The organism is Providencia manganoxydans (genome assembly GCF_016618195.1).
Taxonomy (GTDB): Bacteria; Pseudomonadota; Gammaproteobacteria; order Enterobacterales; family Enterobacteriaceae; genus Providencia; species Providencia manganoxydans.
Window position 1 is genome coordinate 2,448,205 of record NZ_CP067099.1, and the last position, 18,685, is coordinate 2,466,889.

18 protein-coding genes are annotated in these 18,685 nt (G+C 41.7%); 5 read left to right on the top strand and 13 right to left on the bottom strand.

Annotation, left to right across the window (positions count from 1 at the left end):
* Positions 1–15 precede the first annotated feature (15 nt).
* Together mdtI and mdtJ are read right to left on the bottom strand one after the other, a co-directional pair.
* Positions 16–348 (bottom strand): multidrug/spermidine efflux SMR transporter subunit MdtI, encoded by a 333-nt coding sequence (gene mdtI / locus JI723_RS10920; protein ID WP_070929607.1) that lies wholly within the window; start codon positions 346–348, stop codon positions 16–18.
* Between the two features lie 2 nt (positions 349–350).
* Positions 351–779 (bottom strand): multidrug/spermidine efflux SMR transporter subunit MdtJ, encoded by a 429-nt coding sequence (gene mdtJ / locus JI723_RS10925; protein WP_070929608.1) that lies wholly within the window; start codon positions 777–779, stop codon positions 351–353.
* 635 nt (positions 780–1,414) lie between these two features.
* Here mdtJ and pdxK point away from each other — a divergent pair.
* Positions 1,415–2,263 (top strand): pyridoxine/pyridoxal/pyridoxamine kinase, encoded by an 849-nt coding sequence (pdxK, locus tag JI723_RS10930; RefSeq protein WP_337979363.1) that lies wholly within the window; start codon positions 1,415–1,417, stop codon positions 2,261–2,263.
* Positions 2,264–2,383: 120 nt separating this feature from the next.
* On the opposite strand, the gene zwf is transcribed toward pdxK, so the two are convergent.
* Positions 2,384–3,859, bottom strand: a complete 1,476-nt coding sequence (zwf, locus tag JI723_RS10935) for a glucose-6-phosphate dehydrogenase (RefSeq protein ID WP_140179306.1) — start codon at positions 3,857–3,859, stop codon at positions 2,384–2,386.
* A 404-nt stretch (positions 3,860–4,263) separates the two neighbouring features.
* Here zwf and JI723_RS10940 point away from each other — a divergent pair, with 404 nt between their 5' ends.
* Positions 4,264–5,109: a MurR/RpiR family transcriptional regulator gene (locus JI723_RS10940; RefSeq protein WP_070929610.1), complete on the top strand. Its 846-nt coding sequence runs from the start codon at positions 4,264–4,266 to the stop codon at positions 5,107–5,109.
* Between the two features lie 522 nt (positions 5,110–5,631).
* Complete coding sequence (gene pyk / locus JI723_RS10945; RefSeq protein WP_070929611.1) at positions 5,632–7,074, top strand: pyruvate kinase; 1,443 nt, start codon at positions 5,632–5,634, stop codon at positions 7,072–7,074.
* Positions 7,075–7,411: 337 nt separating this feature from the next.
* Here the strand turns inward: pyk and JI723_RS10950 are convergent, their stop codons facing one another.
* From JI723_RS10950 to znuA, 4 genes are all read right to left on the bottom strand, one after another.
* The gene (locus JI723_RS10950; protein ID WP_140179304.1) at positions 7,412–7,843 is read right to left on the bottom strand and encodes a DUF7832 domain-containing protein; all 432 of its coding nucleotides are present in this window, start codon (positions 7,841–7,843) and stop codon (positions 7,412–7,414) included.
* 33 nt (positions 7,844–7,876) lie between these two features.
* Positions 7,877–8,851: a lauroyl-Kdo(2)-lipid IV(A) myristoyltransferase gene (lpxM, locus tag JI723_RS10955; protein WP_272579774.1), complete on the bottom strand. Its 975-nt coding sequence runs from the start codon at positions 8,849–8,851 to the stop codon at positions 7,877–7,879.
* 109 nt (positions 8,852–8,960) lie between these two features.
* Positions 8,961–10,298, bottom strand: coding sequence for a murein DD-endopeptidase MepM (gene mepM, locus JI723_RS10960; RefSeq protein ID WP_070929614.1), 1,338 nt, complete (start codon positions 10,296–10,298; stop codon positions 8,961–8,963).
* Between the two features lie 18 nt (positions 10,299–10,316).
* Positions 10,317–11,276: a zinc ABC transporter substrate-binding protein ZnuA gene (gene znuA, locus JI723_RS10965; RefSeq protein WP_319065946.1), complete on the bottom strand. Its 960-nt coding sequence runs from the start codon at positions 11,274–11,276 to the stop codon at positions 10,317–10,319.
* A gap of 76 nt (positions 11,277–11,352) precedes the next feature.
* Here znuA and znuC point away from each other — a divergent pair, with 76 nt between their 5' ends.
* On the top strand, positions 11,353–12,120 hold the full coding sequence (gene znuC / locus JI723_RS10970) for a zinc ABC transporter ATP-binding protein ZnuC (protein WP_272579772.1): 768 nt from the start codon (positions 11,353–11,355) through the stop codon (positions 12,118–12,120).
* A complete protein-coding gene (gene znuB / locus JI723_RS10975; protein WP_337979364.1) occupies positions 12,113–12,898 on the top strand; it encodes a zinc ABC transporter permease subunit ZnuB in 786 nt (261 codons plus the stop codon). The genes znuC and znuB overlap by 8 nt, the downstream gene beginning before the upstream one ends.
* A 111-nt stretch (positions 12,899–13,009) precedes the next feature.
* Here the strand turns inward: znuB and ruvB are convergent, their stop codons facing one another.
* From ruvB to aspS, 6 genes are all read right to left on the bottom strand, one after another.
* Entirely contained in the window at positions 13,010–14,020 is a 1,011-nt protein-coding gene (gene ruvB, locus JI723_RS10980; protein ID WP_140179298.1) for a Holliday junction branch migration DNA helicase RuvB, read from the bottom strand.
* 16 nt (positions 14,021–14,036) lie between these two features.
* On the bottom strand, positions 14,037–14,654 hold the full coding sequence (gene ruvA, locus JI723_RS10985) for a Holliday junction branch migration protein RuvA (RefSeq protein WP_272579771.1): 618 nt from the start codon (positions 14,652–14,654) through the stop codon (positions 14,037–14,039).
* A gap of 112 nt (positions 14,655–14,766) precedes the next feature.
* Positions 14,767–15,288: a crossover junction endodeoxyribonuclease RuvC gene (gene ruvC / locus JI723_RS10990; protein ID WP_140179296.1), complete on the bottom strand. Its 522-nt coding sequence runs from the start codon at positions 15,286–15,288 to the stop codon at positions 14,767–14,769.
* A gap of 207 nt (positions 15,289–15,495) precedes the next feature.
* The gene (locus JI723_RS10995; RefSeq protein WP_070929621.1) at positions 15,496–16,239 is read right to left on the bottom strand and encodes a YebC/PmpR family DNA-binding transcriptional regulator; all 744 of its coding nucleotides are present in this window, start codon (positions 16,237–16,239) and stop codon (positions 15,496–15,498) included.
* Positions 16,240–16,267: 28 nt separating this feature from the next.
* Positions 16,268–16,699, bottom strand: a complete 432-nt coding sequence (nudB, locus tag JI723_RS11000) for a dihydroneopterin triphosphate diphosphatase (protein WP_337979965.1) — start codon at positions 16,697–16,699, stop codon at positions 16,268–16,270.
* Positions 16,700–16,711: 12 nt separating this feature from the next.
* Positions 16,712–18,484 carry an aspartate--tRNA ligase gene (gene aspS / locus JI723_RS11005; protein WP_070929622.1) on the bottom strand — a complete coding sequence of 591 codons (1,773 nt, stop codon included), beginning with the start codon at positions 18,482–18,484 and terminating at the stop codon, positions 16,712–16,714.
* Positions 18,485–18,685: the final 201 nt, after the last annotated feature.

Sequence of the window (18,685 nt, forward strand, 5' to 3'; positions counted from 1 at the left end):
CGGCGCTTTTTTAATTTATGACATTTTAATAAGAACCATGCCTAATAATAGCAGGGCAATACCTCCCCACCCTTTATAATTGAGCCTCTGGTTGAACAATATCCAACCCGCAGCCACTGTAGCGATAATCCCAAATGCTCCCCACAGTGCATATGCAATTGACAGCTCAATGCCTTTAACCGCTTGAGCAAGGGAACTAAAAGCCCCTAATACCGCGACTAAAGATAAAATACCTAGCCAATAACGCTTAAAGCCGTTCGACATTTTTAATAAAATATTCGCTAAGATCTCAAGGACCACCGCTAATACTAAAAATGCCCCATGCCACCATTCAAACTGAATGTCCATGATCAGGCCTCCGTTTTAGCGTGATTATGCGCCAAAGTTCCTGATTTTACTGCGGATACTGCACGATCTGCCGCTTGTTTTACTTTTTGTGCCGATTGGCTAACCGTTGCTTTTTTGGTTCCAGACTTAATCAGACCAATACCCGCAATTAATAGAACCAATCCACCTATTTTCATTGGGGATAATGACTCTCCAAACCACAGCACACTAAAAGTCGTAATAAATAGTATGCCGATGCCTTCCCATAATGCGTAAGCAACGCCCAAAGCCACTTTTTTTACCGCGATTGCCAGTAAGATATAAGATGATGCAATCATCACGTACATCACTGCCATACCCGTAAAATCACCACTCACACTGGCGTGTTTCATTGATAAAGTACCGATCACTTCGGTGACGATAGCTAATGCTAAAAATATCCAATATATCATTATAATATCTCTCTATGGATAATTGCATGCCTGATTGTTTTTTATACAGAAAAAACAAACTTTTTGGCGATAATTTCTTTAATGCAATTAAAAAAAATTAATAAACAACAAAGCGATACTGATTTTATTCAGTTGAATGAATATTAGAGAGAGACGCTATAATGCACCGCACCAGTGATGTTCACTGGAAAGGATAGCTGAAAGGAAAAGCCGGTGAGTTGATCTTCTTTGGGACTTACTGATTTTAATGCTATTCACGCTAAGCATGATATCTCATTCATTTCATCAGATGGACATCCATCCAAGTTACTCCGAACCCTCATGTAAAATTGTTCACGGCTTATTTTTATCATGGTAAAAGTATTAAGTCAATGAATACAAAAAGCTTTTTTAAATGAATAATTTTTGCATAATTATTCATTTAATCCCCAGAAAACCGCTCTATCGCCAAGGACTACACGAATAATCAATCGTAAAATCACCACTTATTAACCCTATTTTTTATTGAAAATATCAAACTATTCCTTGTTTTATTTTATTACAGACTTCCTAACAAGGTTTCTTATTGACTTAAAATACGAACAAGCATCTTATAGAGTGTAGGCAGATAAATAAGCATTCCCAAAGAGAGAGCAATGGATACCTTTAACCTCACTTCAAACAGTTTTCAAAATGATGTAAATGCAACTCCACTTCCTTACGACGTGATATCAATACAATCACAAGTTATCTACGGTAGTGTAGGCAATAGTATTGCCGTCCCTGCTTTAATGAAACAAGGTTTACGCGTTGCTGCTGTACCTACTGTCATCTTAAGCAATACGCCCCATTACACAACTTGTCATGGTGGTGAATTACCTTCAGAGTGGTTTCGCGGCTATTTAAATGGCTTAGTCGAACGTGGTTGCATGGATAGTGTACGCGCAATTTTAACGGGTTATTTAGGTTCTAAAAATAAAGCGCATGATCTAGCACATTGGCTCACCACTATACGTCAAAGTCATCCATCTCTCCCGGTGATCGTCGACCCTGTTATGGGTGATGAAGATAGTGGCTTCTACATCCCTCCTGAAATTGCCGAAGTCTATCGAGATGAAGTCATTCCACTCGCAACGGGGATCATTCCAAATAAATTTGAGTTATCAATGCTTAGTGGTCAAGAGATACAAACTTTAGAGGATGCGACGAAAGCAGCCCGCAGTTTATTAAAAGGCCATACTCAGTGGGTGATCATCACCAGCGCATTTCAGCCTGATGATGATAGTATTGATGTGGTTTGTGTTACTCAGCATGATATTGCCGTTATTCGCCATAAACGTTACCCTGTCACACCTAAAGGTACAGGGGATTTATTTGGTGCGGAATTAACTGCACAACTGCTAGCTGGGTTATCTGTACCTGATGCAGCAAAAATGGCTTGTCTACGTATTGAACAAGCAATCATCCATATGGCTGCAACAGGACGCAGTGAATTGGTGCTGTAGTCTTACAATGGCCATTTAGAACATAATCATTATCTATTATAATTATGTTCACTAACTCTATTGATTTTACAATAAAAAACCAGCCCGACGGCTGGTTTTTTAGCTTATATACTGGTGGGTTTATTCAAACTCATTCCACGAACGACCATCACGGGTGATCATCGCCACAGAGGCTATTGGGCCCCAAGTACCTGCTTGATACGGTTTTGGTGCCTCGTTATCCATTGCCCATGCATCCATAATGGAATCTACAAATTTCCAAGCCTCTTCAACCTCATCACGACGTACAAACAGCGCTTGAATACCTCGCATTGCTTCAAGTAATAAACGCTCATAAGCATCTGCTAAATGAGTTTGGTTGAACGTTTCAGAGAAACTTAAGTCTAATTTAGTCGTTTGCAAACGGTGTTTATGATCAAGACCTGGCGCTTTATTCATGATCTCGATATCGATACCTTCATCCGGCTGTAAGCGAATAGTGAGTTTGTTCTGAGGCAGCTCTTGATAACTTTCAGAAAAAATATTCAACGCGGGTTTTTTGAAATAAACCACGACTTCTGAGCATTTTGCAGGTAAACGCTTACCGGTACGTAAATAGAAAGGAACCCCTGCCCAGCGCCAATCGTCGATATCAACGCGCAGTGCCACAAAAGTTTCCGTCATACTTTTCTTATTGGCACCTTCTTCTTCTAGGTAGCCAGGCACTTTATTACCTTGTACAAAGCCTGCGGTATACTGACCACGCACCGCTTTTTCTCTGACATTAGTATGGTCAATACGACGCAGTGAACGTAAAACTTTTACTTTCTCATCACGAATACGGTCAGTGGTTAAATCTGCCGGTGGCGACATCGCGATCATGGTTAAAATTTGTAATAGGTGGTTTTGGACCATATCGCGCATTTGACCTGCCTGATCAAAATAGCCCCAGCGCCCTTCAATACCGACTTCCTCAGCAACGGTAATTTGAACATGATCGATAGTTCGATTATCCCAGTTATTGATGAATAGCGAGTTAGCAAAACGCAGTGCTAATAAGTTCAGAACCGTTTCTTTACCAAGGTAGTGGTCAATTCGATAGACTTGGCTTTCATCGAAATATTTCGCCACTTCATTGTTAATTTCTTGCGAAGAGGCTAAATCTGTCCCTAATGGTTTTTCCATAACCACACGGTTTGGTTGTTTGTTCAACCCTGCATGGCCAAGACCATGACAGACAGCACCAAATGTACTTGGTGGCATAGCGAAATAGTGAATAGCGGGATGACAGTCTTGCTTAAGCATTTGGGCTAAGCTGTCAAAATTCTCAGTTTGATTGACATCGAGATTGCAAAAATCTAAACGTGAACTTAGTCTCTCCCAAAGTTCAGGGTCAAGATCTTCTTTTAAAAATTCGTGGAATGCTTTTTCAACAAACTCAACATAATCGCTCTGGCTCCACTGCGCACGCCCCACTCCAATGATGCGTGTTTCTGGATGGATATAGCCTGCTTTCTCTAATTGATACAGAGATGGAAGCAATTTACGACGTGCAAGATCCCCTTTGGTGCCAAAAATAATCAAATCACAGGCTTGAGCAGCGTTATGTACCGCCATATTGGTTCTCCTCAATTTGCGGAATTTATTGTAATTTTGTTACAAAATTAGCCAGATGTTCCGCTAATGTACCCTTTTGAAGGTATTCAGTAAATATTGATGATACCGATCACAGTTTTTATGGTGAAAAAAGCACCAAAAGTCAACAACCTTATCATGACTGAATGGTGACAGCACTTGTAATAAAATAACAAAACAGCAACAGAAATTACGGGTATGAAAATTAGATACAGCTCATAGTTTCGCAAAAAACTACATCACAAACACCTATCATTCAGATAGGTTAGCCATAACTCATAGTATATTGCCTTTTTTACTACTGCTGTAACCACGATATCAATAAACACACAATATCTTTATGGCGGAAAAATTTCTCCTTTTGATCAAATAGGCGCTTTCGTGACATGAATATTTTAGAACAAATGAAAAACAGCCTCGATTTTTTGAGTAAATCCGAAAAGAAAGTTGCCGAAGTGATCCTTGGAATGCCACAACAAGCTATCCACCTCAGCATAGCAACCCTTGCTCAATTAGCTGATGTCAGTGAGCCAACAGTAAATCGTTTTTGTCGCAAAATGGATACCAAAGGGTTTCCCGATTTTAAGTTACGTTTAGCGCAAAATCTCGCTAACGGCACACCCTATGTAAACCGTAACGTAGAAGAAAACGATACAGTTAATACCTATACCCACAAAATTTTCGAGTCTGCGATGGCAGGTCTAGACAATGTTAAACACAGTTTAGATATCACCGCAGTTAACCGTGCCGTTGATTTACTCACACAAGCGCGAAAAATTAGCTTTTTTGGCTTTGGCGCTTCTGCTGCGGTTGCACATGATGCAATGAATAAATTTTTTCGCTTTAATATTCCTGTCATTTACTTTGATGATATTGTTATGCAACGTATGAGCTGCATTAACAGCAGTGAAGGAGATGTCATTGTATTGATCTCACATACAGGAAGAACCAAAGCATTAGTTGAAATGGCTCGCCTAGCTCGTGATAACGATGCCACTGTTATTGCAATTACCTCCGAAAATTCTCCATTATCTCAAGAAGCCACCTTGTCGATCATCATTGATGTCCCTGAAGATACCGATATATATATGCCAATGGTGTCTAGGTTAGCGCAATTAACTGTCATTGATGTACTAACAACAGGCTTTACATTAAGAAGAGGCGAAAAATTTAGAGATAACTTGAAACGGGTCAAAGAAGCATTACGTGATTCGCGGTTTGATAGTATGTAGCAAAAAGAGCTTCTTTTAAATACGCTCAATCATTCATGGTGCAGCTAGACGACAAACGATTAAGTCGCTGGAAGCCTACCTAAGTGGGTGGCCAGCACCAATGTATATCGTCAACAACACTGCAACTTGAAGTATGCTGGGTATAATAGTTTTGCAGACCCGATAGCATTAACTAATTAGCAGTATATAATAGCTGTGCACGTGTCAGCATCATAACTTATTGAGAAAAAGTCGCGAAATTACGCAAAAAGTACTTTAAATATTTCATGGTGCGACTAGACAAAAAGTGAATGATTCACCAAAAGCATAGAATATTCTGCCATTGGTGAGAACGAACGTAGTCACCATACTTCAACGTAAAGCGCTACCTTGAAGTATGACGAGTATAGTTCAAGTTGCATGATAGCAAGGCCCTAATTAACACCAGTAACATGGTCAAGTAACCTTCAAAAGCATGCCACTTGAAGTATGAAAAGATTTAACCCAATAAAATAACACCATTACAGGTCAACGGAGTAATACATGACTAGACGGCTTAGAAGAACTAAAATTGTTACTACCCTAGGTCCAGCTACCGATCGTGATAATAATCTTGAAAAAATTATTAACGCCGGCGCTAACGTTGTACGCCTTAACTTCTCTCACGGAACTCCAGAAGACCACATCCTCCGCGCTAATAACGTGCGTGAAATCGCTGCTCGTTTAGGTCGCCATGTGGCGATCCTCGGCGATTTACAAGGCCCTAAAATTCGTGTTTCTACATTTAAAGATGGCAAAGTGTTCCTCAATGTGGGTGATAAATTCACTTTAGACGCCACGCTAGGTAAAGGTGAAGGCGACCAACAAAAAGTCGGCATTGATTACAAAGGTCTGCCCGCTGATGTCGTCCCAGGGGATATTTTGTTACTTGATGACGGTCGCGTACAGCTCAAAGTCCGCGAAGTCCAAGGGTTACAAGTCTTCACTGAAGTTACTGTCGGCGGCCAACTGTCAAACAATAAAGGCATTAATAAACTGGGTGGTGGCTTATCCGCTGAAGCATTAACCGATAAAGACAAAGCCGATATTATTACTGCTGCAAAAATTGGTGTTGATTACCTTGCTGTCTCTTTTCCTCGCTCAGGCGAAGATTTAAATTATGCACGCCGTTTAGCGCGCGATGCAGGCTGTGAATGCCAAATTGTTGCCAAAGTTGAGCGTGCAGAAGCCGTTGCCAATGATGAAATCATGGATGAAGTGATCCTTGCTTCTGATGTCGTGATGGTTGCTCGTGGTGATTTAGGTGTGGAAATTGGTGATCCTGAATTGGTTGCGGTACAGAAAAAACTTATCCGCCGTTCCCGTCAGCTCAACCGTGTCGTGATCACCGCGACACAAATGATGGAATCTATGATCACGAATCCGATGCCAACGCGTGCAGAAGTCATGGACGTGGCTAACGCCGTTCTTGATGGTACCGATGCAGTGATGCTTTCTGCTGAAACAGCAGCAGGCCAATATCCCGCTGAAACCGTAGCAGCAATGGCTCAAGTGTGCCTTGGCGCAGAAAAAATGCCTGGGTTGAATGTCTCTAAACATCGTTTAGATGCCGAATTCAGCAGCCCTGAAGAAGCTATCGCCATGTCAACCATGTACGCAGCTAACCACCTTAAAGGGGTAAAAGCCATTATTGCGATGACCGAGTCTGGCCGTACCGCACGCATGATGTCACGCATTAGTTCAGGTTTACCAATTTTCGCAATGTCTCGTCACGAAAAAACACTGAACCAATCTTCCCTATATCGTGGTGTTACACCTGTGTTCTGTAGCACACACACCGATGGCATTGCAGCGGCAAATGAAGCAGTCACTCGTCTGCGTGACAATGGTTACTTAATGAGTGGTGATTTAGTTCTTGTAACCCAAGGTGATTTAATGGGAACTATCGGCAGCACCAATACTTGCCGTATTTTAGAAGTTGAATAAAACCATCTATTAAAGAAATATCAAGGGAGAGTCAAACTCCCTTGATATTTATATCACAGTTTTATTATTTCATTGTTATATTCTGAACATACAACTAGTATCAATTAATAAGTTAATACTAACTTGCGATTAAAAGCAGCTTCCCTGATTTGATCAAAGCATTTATTGATTCGAAATCACCCCGAATAAAAGGAAAATAAGCGAAGCACGACTTCCCCCTTAATTAGAGTGATAATTAATGAATTTATGTAAATGACTTAGGGTAACAACACCATTTATGGAGGCTATTACCCTGATTTTAACAATGAGATGAAATCTATAGAAACTGTAGATTAGGCTAATTTTGTTGTTCGTTTTTCCAATTATGAAAAGCAGCAGTCATCACTGGTGCTATTTTATCGTAGTTTTCCCAAGTATTTTCAACATGATATACCGTTGGTAAACCTTGTGCTAAAATGCGCTCATAATCATCAAAAAAGCCGTTCTCTTCTGCCTGATAATAGAATTCAGTAAATTCTAATCCCTCATCATTGACGTCCTCATCGGTAAATTTCTCATCGCACATAGCGATTAAAAATGTACGTCCGTCCATTTTACGTTCACGAACAGCGGTCAATTCATCAATAGACTCTTCAAGATGAAATTCACCAATAAGATCATTTTGAATCAACCATGCCAAGTAGAACCCTATATGTGTTCCACCATTTTCATTAGGTAGTCCCTCTGGATAATCGCCACCGTAATGCCAATCCATTCTGTCAAATGCCATCAGATGCCTCACAAATATACTGCGTTATTAACATTAGCGATATAAATCATCACGCTGATAGGGTTCTATCTCATCACCCTTACGTGTTTTTAGTAATTTAAGTATCCATGTATATTGCTCTGGGTTTGGCGCAACGAGATATTCAAGCTCCTCATTCATTCGCCTTGCAATATAGGCATCATCTTGACCGTCAATATCATCCATTGGCTGACGAATATAGATATGTAATTGATGTGTATGGTGATCATAGACAGGAAATAATGGAACAATTTTAGCCTTACAGACTTTCATCAAACGACCAACTGCGGGTAAAGTCGCCTTATAAGTCGCAAAGAAATCGACAAATTCACTATTTTCTTCACCATGATCTTGATCAGGTAAATAAAAACCCCAATAACCTTGCCGTACAGAGGCAATAAAGGGTTTTATACCTGCTTCTCGTGAATGTAAGCGCCCACCAAAATGGTAACGTGCTTTATTCCATAAATAGTCTGCAACGGGGTTTTTTTGATGATGAAACATCGCCGCCATCTTATAACCTTTAGCAGCAAGTAACATTGCAGGTGCATCAACAGCCCAGCCATGAGGCACCATAAAAATCACATTACTACCTTGTTGCTTTAATGATTCAATGATTTCTTCATTATGCCAAAACGTTCTCGCTAATGTTTTATTGGCACCACGAACACAAAGCTCAGCAAGCATGACAAATGACTGAGGCGCAGTTTCAAACATTTTATCGGTTAATTGTTCCCGCTCTTGCTCTGTTAGTTGAGGAAAACAGTACAATAAATTTATTTTAGCGCGTCGACGGGCACTTTTGGCTAGTCGACCAACCCACTTGCCTACTTTTGCTAATAAAGGGTCACGAACTTTAACGGGTACATAAGCTAATGCTGCAAACACGCCAGCTCCCACCCAAACCCCCCAATATTTTGGATGTAAATAGGATTTATGAAAGGTTGGCACGTAGCCTAATTTACTATCGGTGTCTTTATCTTTATTCATAGTGTACCTAAAAGAACAATTCGCGCTCTTTTATAGCTTAAAATGATAATAAGTGAAAGTATTACAACGGAATTGGGCAGATACAATATATCTGCCCATCGTGAAGAGATTATTTCATTTTTAATTGAGGCTTAGTTTCTTTCACCATCGCCAAATATTCTTTGCGTTCTTTACCCGTTAAACCACCTGAGCTAGGTAATTTTGCGGTTAATGGATTCACTGCTTGTTGGTTAATCCACACTTCAAAGTGCAAGTGAGGCCCCGTTGAACGACCTGTATTACCAGAAAGCGCAATACGATCACCACGTTTCACTTTTTGCCCTGGTTTTACTAACAATTGACGTAAGTGCATATAGCGTGTGGTATATTGGCGACCATGACGAATAGCAATAAAGTTACCTGCTGCGCCACTGTATTTAGAAACAATAACCTCACCATCACCTACCGCTAGTACAGGCGTACCTACTGGCATAGCAAAATCAACCCCTTTATGCGGTGCAACGCGCCCTGTTACAGGGTTAACGCGGCGAGGGTTAAACTGCGATGACACTCGAAATTGTTTTGCTGTAGGATTACGCAAGAAACCACGCTCTAAACCATTCCCTTCACTATCGTAATATTTACCATCTTCTGCACGAAATGCGTAGTAGTCTTTCCCACCACTATTCAAACGTACACCAACGAGTTGGCTCTGTTCATTACGACCATTAAGAATTTCACGGCTCATTAAAACGGTAAACTTATCGCCCTTTTTCAACTTACGAAAATCAATTTGCCATTGTAGTGCTTTAATCACTTCACGGCCTTCATTACGCGTTAAGCCTGCTTGGCTTGCACTTTGTGCGAAACTGCCGTTGATCACACCCGGCAATATACTGTTTTGCCATTCGCCTTCACGAATTTCTTTCGTTTCTTCGAATTTATTCGTGCTACCAACCCGCGTATAAATTCGCGTTTCTCGGCGAGAAACTTCCCACGTTAATGATTCAAGTTCGCCTTGGTCGGTTAAGCTCCAATTTAACGTTTGACCAATTTTTAAATTGCGCAGCGCTTTATGTTGATTTGCCAGTGTTGCGACATCACCTGACTCTATCCCAAACTGGGTTAAAATACTGGACAGATTATCACCACTAGCAACGACATATTCATGAGGGATAATAGCGCTATCCGTTCCTTCGGCACCATCGCTATCATCAACCACACCTTCGTCAGGCAGTTGATCACTGCTATCTTGAATAATATCGTCAGTTGCATCCGTTAAAGGCGCAAAGGACAAAGGGATCACTGTATCTACAGTGTTTTCGGTATCGGAGCTCGATGTCGGTAGGTGTGTTGGCCGCCAAATTGCGACGGCCAGTGTTGCGACTGTTAATGTTCCTAACATGATCCTATGAGACTTGGACAGGCTACCGTATACCTGTGCAAGCCCTTTAGCCATTTGCTGCACTAAACAATTCCTTCTTGTTTAATTCAGGCAGCTCGCGTATTGCTTCGACAGTTGTGTTAAGAACTGCATATAGCTATCTGGGCCTATTTCCAGCCCGCTACCAAGCGGGTCGAGAGTTCCCATTTTGACTCCCGTATTTTTCGCTACGCTTTCTATGACGGCTGGCCTGAATTGGGGTTCAGCAAAAACACATTGTGCTTTGTGCTCAACCAATTGAGTTCGTATATTATGTAATTTCTGTGCACCAGGCTGAATTTCCGGGTTTATCGTAAAATGCCCCAATGGAGCCAACCGATAGTGTTTTTCAAAGTAGCCATAAGCATCGTGAAAAACAAAATAGCCCTTGTTTTTGGCTGGTTCTAAAATATTAACAATATTCTCATCGTTTTGCGTCATTTTTTCATTGAATTTACGAAGGTTTACGTCCAGCTTATCTTTTTGTTCAGGATAAAGCTCTACTAAACGATCATGAATACCTAACGCGGCTTGTTTGGCTATCTCTGGAGACAACCAAATGTGCATATTATACTCACCATGATGATGATGTTCGTGATCCGTATCATGATTAGCTTCATCAACATGATCATGGCTATGTTTGTCTTCATCATCCCCTTTCATTAATAATGGAACGATATTCGCCTGTTGTGCAAGCGCTAGACGTTTCTTCTGTGGTAACGTTTTGAGAGGCTTATCTAAAAACATTTCCATATCAGGACCAATCCATACAAATAAGTCCGCTTGTTTAATTTTTTTCAAATCAGAAGGTTTCAGCGCATAATCATGGGGTGATGCACCATCCGGTAATAGCACTTGTGTATCCGTAACACCATCTGCGATACCCGCCGCAATAAACGCCAGTGGGCGGATAGAGGTTACCACATCGGCTTTTGCCGCTGTCACCATCGTTGTGCTCAGCACCGATGCTGCGGCCAGCCCTAAAATAAATTGTCGGGCATTAGATTGAGATTTATGTATCATAGACGTCTTTTTCCGTGATTTTAATTTTGAAATGTTATAATATAACACAACATGATTTCTGCAAGATGTTTTTCACATGCAACCATTACTGAATTTAAATAAAATATCTGTTTCCTTTGGTGAGAAACGGGTTCTTAAAAATGTCAGCTTTACGCTAAATAAAGGCGATATCGTGACACTTTTAGGCCCTAACGGTGCGGGTAAATCGACAATTGTGCGAGTTGTTCTTGGCTTATTAGCGCCAACTTCAGGTACGATTGAACGTGCTTCAGCGCTATCAATTGGCTATGTACCACAAAAATTACATTTAGATGCCACACTGCCATTGACTGTAAAACGATTTTTAATGCTAAAACCAAATGTTCGCTCAGAACAGTTGGCTCCTGCCCTTGAACGCGTTAATGCAACCCATTTACTCGATCAACCGATGCAAAAATTATCTGGTGGCGAAACACAGCGTGTATTACTCGCTCGTGCTTTACTGAATAAACCTGATCTGTTGGTTCTTGATGAGCCTGCGCAAGGTGTCGATGTTAATGGTCAAGTCGCACTCTATGATTTAATCAATCAATTGCGTACCGAGCTTGGCTGCGCAGTACTGATGGTCTCCCACGATCTGCACTTAGTGATGGCAAAAACAGATAAAGTGCTGTGTATTAATGGTCATATTTGCTGCTCGGGTACCCCTGATGTTGTCTCTAATCATCCTGAATTCGTTGCAATGTTCGGCTATCGAGGTGCATCACAACTTGGGGTATATCGTCATCATCATAATCATCAGCATGATTTAGACGGTAATGTGGTAACAGCTCATACCCACAGTAAGGAATGTAACCATGATTGAGTTGCTATTGCCCGGTTGGATTGCAGGGGTACTCTTAGCTATCGCAGCAGGTCCTTTAGGGTCATTTGTTGTATGGCGTCGTATGTCCTATTTTGGTGACACTCTCGCTCATGCCTCCTTGTTGGGGGTTGCTTTCGGACTTTTACTGAATATTAACCCCTTTTATGCTGTGATTGGTGTAACTCTACTACTATCGTTGATATTAGTATGGTTAGAGCGTCGACCTCAGCTCGCTGTTGATACCTTACTTGGCATTATGGCGCACAGTGCGCTGTCACTTGGCTTAGTGGTTGTTAGCTTAATGGCTAATGTACGTGTTGATTTAATGGCTTATTTGTTTGGTGACCTGCTTTCAGTGACTTACGATGACATTATCACTATTTTTATTGGGGTATTTGTGGTGTGTGGGTTACTTTTATGGCGTTGGCGAGCACTACTGTCCATGACGGTGAATCAAGAGCTGGCGTTTGTTGATGGTGTGAATATTCAACGACTCCGTTTATTGTTAATGTTAGTCACAGCGTTAACCATTGGCATCGCAATGAAGTTCGTTGGAGCATTAATTATTACTTCCTTATTGATTATACCTGCGGCAACAGCGCGTCGTTTTGCTAGAACGCCTGAACAAATGGCATTTGTTGCGATATTAATTGGTATGTTATCGGTGACAGGAGGACTGACATTCTCTGCGTTCTACGATACACCTGCTGGCCCATCAGTAGTACTAACAGCTGCGATATTATTTGTTTTAAGTTTATTAGCAAAAGCAAAAAATTAAATGTGTATCAGCTGATCTTCAATAGATTGATGCTATTAGGTCAGCTGATAACCACCAAACGATGCCGATAGCTATCAGCATCTTCCCCCCAATAAAAATCATTCATAGATGCTAAATTTCTTTTGGCGTTAAGCCAAAGTGTAAATAGGCATGCGCGGTTGCCATTCGACCACGAGGTGTCCGCTGAATAAAACCTTGTTGGATCAAGAAAGGTTCTAATACATCTTCAATCGTTTCCCGTTCCTCACCAATTGCCGCCGCAAGGTTATCAACACCAACAGGTCCACCCATAAATTTATCAATGATCGCTACTAATAATTTTCTATCTAAATAATCGAAACCAGCGGCATCGACGTTCAACATATCCAGTGCTTGATTAGCAATTAATTCGTCAATTGAACCATCACCTTTGACTTGCGCGAAATCACGTACTCGACGTAATAAGCGGTTAGTAATACGTGGAGTGCCGCGTGAGCGCATTGCTACCTGACGAGCCCCCTCTTCACTAATTTCTAGCCCCATATATTGGGCACTACGTTTCACAATATGCTGTAAATCATCAACGTTATAGAACTCAAGGCGTTGCACAATCCCAAATCGGTCACGTAGTGGCGATGTTAAAGACCCCGCACGTGTAGTCGCGCCAATCAAAGTAAATGGCGGTAAATCAATTTTAATCGAACGCGCTGCCGGCCCTTCACCTATCATGATGTCGAGTTGGTAATCTTCCATGGCTGGATATAAGATCTCTTCAACCACTGGCGATAATCGGTGAATTTCATCAATAAATAAAACGTCGTGAGGCTCTAAGTTAGTCAGCATTGCGGCTAAATCACCGGCCTTTTCAAGCACTGGACCTGAGGTTGTACGTAAGTTAACCCCCATTTCGTTAGCGACAATGCCTGCCAAAGTGGTTTTGCCTAAACCAGGAGGACCAAAAATTAACAGATGATCAAGCGCGTCACCGCGTAATTTGGCCGCCTGAATAAAGATTTCCATTTGCTCTTTAACTTGCGGTTGCCCAATATACTCTTGCAGTAATTTCGGGCGGATCGCGCGATCAATGGCTTCTTCTTCTTCATGGATCACTTCAGCAGAAATTAGGCGATCAGCTTCAATCATCGTTCAATTCTCTCAATTAAAGTGCTGCACGCAATGCATCACGGATCAATGTTTCACAATCACTGTCAGGTTTCGCCACTTTACTGACCATACGGCTTGCTTCTTGTGGCTTATAACCTAATGCGACCAGTGCGGTTGCCGCTTCAGCTTCAATATCTGCGCTGCTTGGCGCTTTGCTATTCACATCAGGTAAAGTGATATCGGTGTTTTGATTAAATAGATCACCATTTAGACCTTTAAAACGGTCTTTCATTTCAACAACTAAACGCTCTGCTGTTTTCTTACCAATACCCGGTAGTTTAACCAATGATGAAATGGCTTCTTTTTCAATTGCAGAGACAAATTGCTGTGCTGACATCCCTGATAAGATAGCTAGCGCCAATTTGGGACCAACGCCATTAACTTTAATCAGTTCTTTAAACAACGCGCGTTCTTGTTTTTCATTAAATCCATACAGTAATTGAGCATCTTCGCGCACGACAAAGTGGGTAAAAATGATCGCTTCTTGGCCAATTTCGGGTAATTCATAAAAACAGGTCATTGGCATATGAACTTCATAACCAACACCTTGTAACTCTAGCAGAACAATGGGAGGTTGCTTTTCTAATACAATGCCACGTAAACGACCAATCACAATGAAGCCCTCTATTTATTTTTTTGATAGCGCTGTTTATACCATAAAAAAGGCTGGATGCATATCCAGCCAGACTGTGAGCAAACAAATTATGTGCGGTAGAAATCAATCACTATCTCAGTCGGCCACGAGTTAAAACTAAACGCGGATCACCAACACGTAATAGATTCTGATTGAAGTGACAATGTGTAATCGCGATTGCAAGGGCGTCTGCTGCGTCGGCTTGTGGGTTAGCTGACAGTTTCAAGATAGATTTAACCATATGCTGTACTTGGCTTTTTTCTGCTGCACCAGTACCTACTACGGTTTGTTTAACTTGTCGTGCCGCGTATTCAAATACCGCCACGTTTTGGTTCACACCAGCCACAATTGCCACGCCTCGTGCTTGACCAAGCTTTAATGCTGAATCGGCATTTTTAGCCATAAATACCTGCTCGATCGCCAAAACATCTGGTTGATATTGCGTGATAATTTCCGAGACTCCCGCATAAATACGTTGCAGACGGCTTGGTAAATCATCAACTTGTGTACGAATACAACCACTTCCCAAATACAAAAGTTGCCTGCCTTGTTGGCGGATCACACCATACCCAGTTATTCGAGAACCGGGATCTATACCTAAAATAATCGCCATATCAAAGCCTATTAATATCCTTTATTACTTTTAATATCATCTTATCTGTATCTTTTAGATGCCACAATAGTCTATTCCAGCATGGCAGTAGTGAGGTGTATTCTGTAAACAGAATATTTAACAGGATGGAAGATAAGGGAAAGAGGCGTTAGAGAAAGCGGGCTGTTGTGATAACCATCCAGCTTTCTCTACGCAAGTGCTCACTGATTAAAGTTGTTCAGCAACTTCGTCAGAGATATCACCGTTGTGGTAGACTTCTTGTACGTCGTCAGAATCTTCCAACATATCAATCAATCGCAGCAGTTTAGGTGCTGTTTCAACATCTAATTCCGCTTTAGTTGATGGGATCATAGAAACTTCTGCGCCTTCACTGGTGAAACCGGCTGCATCAAGTGCGTCTTTTACTTCGCCGAACGTTTCTGGCGTTGTATACACATCAATTGCACCATCATCATACGTTTCAACATCGTCAGCGCCCGCATCTAACGCGGCTTCCATCAATGCATCTTCATCAACGCCCGGTGCGTAAGTGATCACACCTCGTTTGGTGAACAGATAAGAAACTGAACCATCAGTACCTAAGTTACCACCCGTTTTTGTAAAAGCATGACGGACTTCTGAAACGGTACGGTTGCGGTTATCACTCAGGCATTCAACCATAACCGCGGTGCCGCCTGGGCCATAGCCTTCATAAATGATAGTTTCCATATTATCGTTATCATCGTTACCCACACCACGTGCAATCGCGCGGTTTAGTGTGTCACGAGTCATGTTGTTCGATAACGCCTTATCCACAGCAGCGCGTAAACGCGGGTTAGTAGCAGGATCACCGCCACCTAAACGCGCAGCTGTGACCAGCTCACGGATAATTTTAGTGAATATCTTACCGCGTTTAGCGTCTTGTGCCGCTTTACGGTGTTTGGTATTGGCCCATTTACTATGACCTGCCATGAAATATCTCCAAAAACGTCAATAAAAATTAAACAGCAAATTCTAAGATAGCTTGACGGTTACTCCAAGACTTGGTGAGCTCTGCCGCCTCTTGAGGTGGCACCCAACAAAACTCTGTATGTTCCGTCAAGATTGGTACCTGCTCTTCGCTAAGCACCATTTTAAACCAATGCTCTTTACAATGAGTGACATCGGGGGCATAGCGATGTCTAAAGTGTGCAAATATTTCAAACGTTACCTCACGATCAAGATCGCATAATTGACCTTGCTCTAAGAGAAACCCTGTTTCTTCACTCACTTCTCGCACAGCAGTTTCAAACGTCCCTTCGTTATGATCTAAACTTCCTGTCACCGATTGCCAAAAGTCAGGATCATCTTTACGTCTTAACATAAGCACATTACCACTCGATTTAGCGGTGATAATCACTAAGACCGATTCAGGTCGTTTGAAACTTTTCATCATCAATTAATTTTAAGCTTCTACATCTTTAGCAACGACTGAAATAGCTAATTCTGTCAGTGCGTCAGGGTTTGCATGGCTAGGTGCATTAGTCATTAAGCAAGCCGCTGCTGTTGTTTTAGGGAACGCAATAACATCACGGATGTTATCAGTACCGGTTAACAACATCACTAAACGGTCAAGACCAAATGCCAAACCTGCATGTGGCGGTGTGCCATATTTTAATGCATCGAGCAAGAAGCCAAATTTCTCACGTTGCTCTTCTTCATTAATTCCTAGAATATTAAACACCGTTTGTTGCATTTCGCTACGGTGAATACGTACTGAGCCACCACCCACTTCATAACCATTGATAACCATATCATAGGCATTAGCAACCGCATCTTCTGGTTTCTGCGCCAAGTCTTCCGGTGAATAATCACGCGGAGAAGTAAATGGATGATGCATTGCTGTTAAACCGCCTTCACCATCGTCTTCAAACATAGGGAAGTCAATCACCCATAATGGCTGCCAGCTATTCAAATTAGTCAGTTCGAAATCACGACCGACTTTTAAACGCAAGGCTCCCATTGAATCAGTGACAACATTTTTAGCGCCCGCGCCGAACAGTATAATATCACCATCGACTGCACCCGTTCTCTCTAGAAGCTGATTGATCACATCTTCAGTTAAGAATTTAGCGACTGGACTTTGGATACCTTCCAAACCTTTCGCGCGTTCATTAACCTTCATCCACGCCAAACCTTTCGCACCATAAATGCCAACAAATTGACCATATTCATCAATTTGTTTACGCGTCATTGCAGCACCGCCGGGTACTTTTAGCGCAGCAACACGGCCTTTAGGATCGTTAGCAGGTCCTGCAAAGACAGCAAATTCGACATCTTTAACGATATCCGCCACATCTACTAACTCCATCGGGTTACGTAGATCGGGCTTATCCGAACCATAACGACGCATTGCTTCAGCAAACGTCATGATTGGGAAGTCGCCTAAATCGACACCTTTCACTTCCTGCCATAATTGACGGATCATACGCTCCATGATTTCACGGACTTGCTCAGCCGTCATAAATGATGTTTCAACGTCGATTTGAGTAAATTCAGGTTGACGATCTGCACGCAAGTCTTCATCACGGAAACATTTTACAATTTGGTAATAACGATCGAAACCAGACATCATCAGCAATTGTTTAAATAGCTGTGGTGACTGTGGCAAAGCATAAAACTTCCCTTTATGAACGCGACTTGGCACCAAATAGTCACGTGCACCTTCAGGCGTTGCTTTGGTTAACATTGGCGTTTCAACATCAACAAAGCCTTCGTTATCCATAAAGTTACGGACAAAACTAGTAATTTTTGCACGTGTGCGTAGACGCTCTGACATTTCAGGACGACGCAGGTCAAGATAACGATACTTTAAACGACGCTCTTCGGTATTGGTTTGATTGCTATCAAGAGGTAATGGCTCTGATTTATTAAAGACATCAAGTTCTTCAGCAAAAATTTCAATTTCGCCTGTCGCCATATCTTTATTTTTTTGGTTATCAGGGCGAGCACGCACAGTACCTGTGATCTGGATACAGAATTCATTACGCAATTCGGAGGCTTTTTCAAACAGGTCTTTACGCTCTGGGTCGAAAAATACTTGCACAATACCTTCACGGTCGCGCATATCGATAAAAATTAAACCACCTAAATCACGACGACGGTTTACCCATCCACAAAGAGTGACCTTTTGGCCTTCATGAGCAATGTTTAACTGCCCACAATAGTTAGTACGCATACAATATCCTTTTTACTCAGCTTGTTGTGCATTTGCTTGCTGCGGAAATTTGGCATTTTGCTGAACATCAGAATGTCAAAAAGGCAGACATTATACAGGAAATTCTGTTGCACAAACAGTGACGTATTAGGGGGCAAAACCTAATATTTTTGTTTTTAATCATTTTAAAATCGATTAAAAGATAGCCGAAAAACGTAACGA

What these genes read in the sequence shown, in the direction of transcription:
- JI723_RS10940 (WP_070929610.1), top strand. Translation starts at nt 4,264, where the DNA reads ATGAATATTTTAGAACAAATGAAAAACAGCCTCGATTTTTTGAGTAAA.
- pyk (WP_070929611.1), top strand. Translation starts at nt 5,632, where the DNA reads ATGACTAGACGGCTTAGAAGAACTAAAATTGTTACTACCCTAGGTCCA.
- znuC (WP_272579772.1), top strand. Translation starts at nt 11,353, where the DNA reads ATGCAACCATTACTGAATTTAAATAAAATATCTGTTTCCTTTGGTGAG.
- pdxK (WP_337979363.1), top strand. Translation starts at nt 1,415, where the DNA reads ATGGATACCTTTAACCTCACTTCAAACAGTTTTCAAAATGATGTAAAT.
- ruvC (WP_140179296.1), bottom strand. Translation starts at nt 15,288, where the DNA reads ATGGCGATTATTTTAGGTATAGATCCCGGTTCTCGAATAACTGGGTAT.
- JI723_RS10950 (WP_140179304.1), bottom strand. Translation starts at nt 7,843, where the DNA reads ATGGCATTTGACAGAATGGATTGGCATTACGGTGGCGATTATCCAGAG.
- JI723_RS10995 (WP_070929621.1), bottom strand. Translation starts at nt 16,239, where the DNA reads ATGGCAGGTCATAGTAAATGGGCCAATACCAAACACCGTAAAGCGGCA.
- zwf (WP_140179306.1), bottom strand. Translation starts at nt 3,859, where the DNA reads ATGGCGGTACATAACGCTGCTCAAGCCTGTGATTTGATTATTTTTGGC.
- znuB (WP_337979364.1), top strand. Translation starts at nt 12,113, where the DNA reads ATGATTGAGTTGCTATTGCCCGGTTGGATTGCAGGGGTACTCTTAGCT.
- aspS (WP_070929622.1), bottom strand. Translation starts at nt 18,484, where the DNA reads ATGCGTACTAACTATTGTGGGCAGTTAAACATTGCTCATGAAGGCCAA.
- ruvB (WP_140179298.1), bottom strand. Translation starts at nt 14,020, where the DNA reads ATGATTGAAGCTGATCGCCTAATTTCTGCTGAAGTGATCCATGAAGAA.
- nudB (WP_337979965.1), bottom strand. Translation starts at nt 16,699, where the DNA reads ATGAAAAGTTTCAAACGACCTGAATCGGTCTTAGTGATTATCACCGCT.
- mdtJ (WP_070929608.1), bottom strand. Translation starts at nt 779, where the DNA reads ATGATATATTGGATATTTTTAGCATTAGCTATCGTCACCGAAGTGATC.
- znuA (WP_319065946.1), bottom strand. Translation starts at nt 11,276, where the DNA reads ATGATACATAAATCTCAATCTAATGCCCGACAATTTATTTTAGGGCTG.
- mdtI (WP_070929607.1), bottom strand. Translation starts at nt 348, where the DNA reads ATGGACATTCAGTTTGAATGGTGGCATGGGGCATTTTTAGTATTAGCG.
- lpxM (WP_272579774.1), bottom strand. Translation starts at nt 8,851, where the DNA reads ATGAATAAAGATAAAGACACCGATAGTAAATTAGGCTACGTGCCAACC.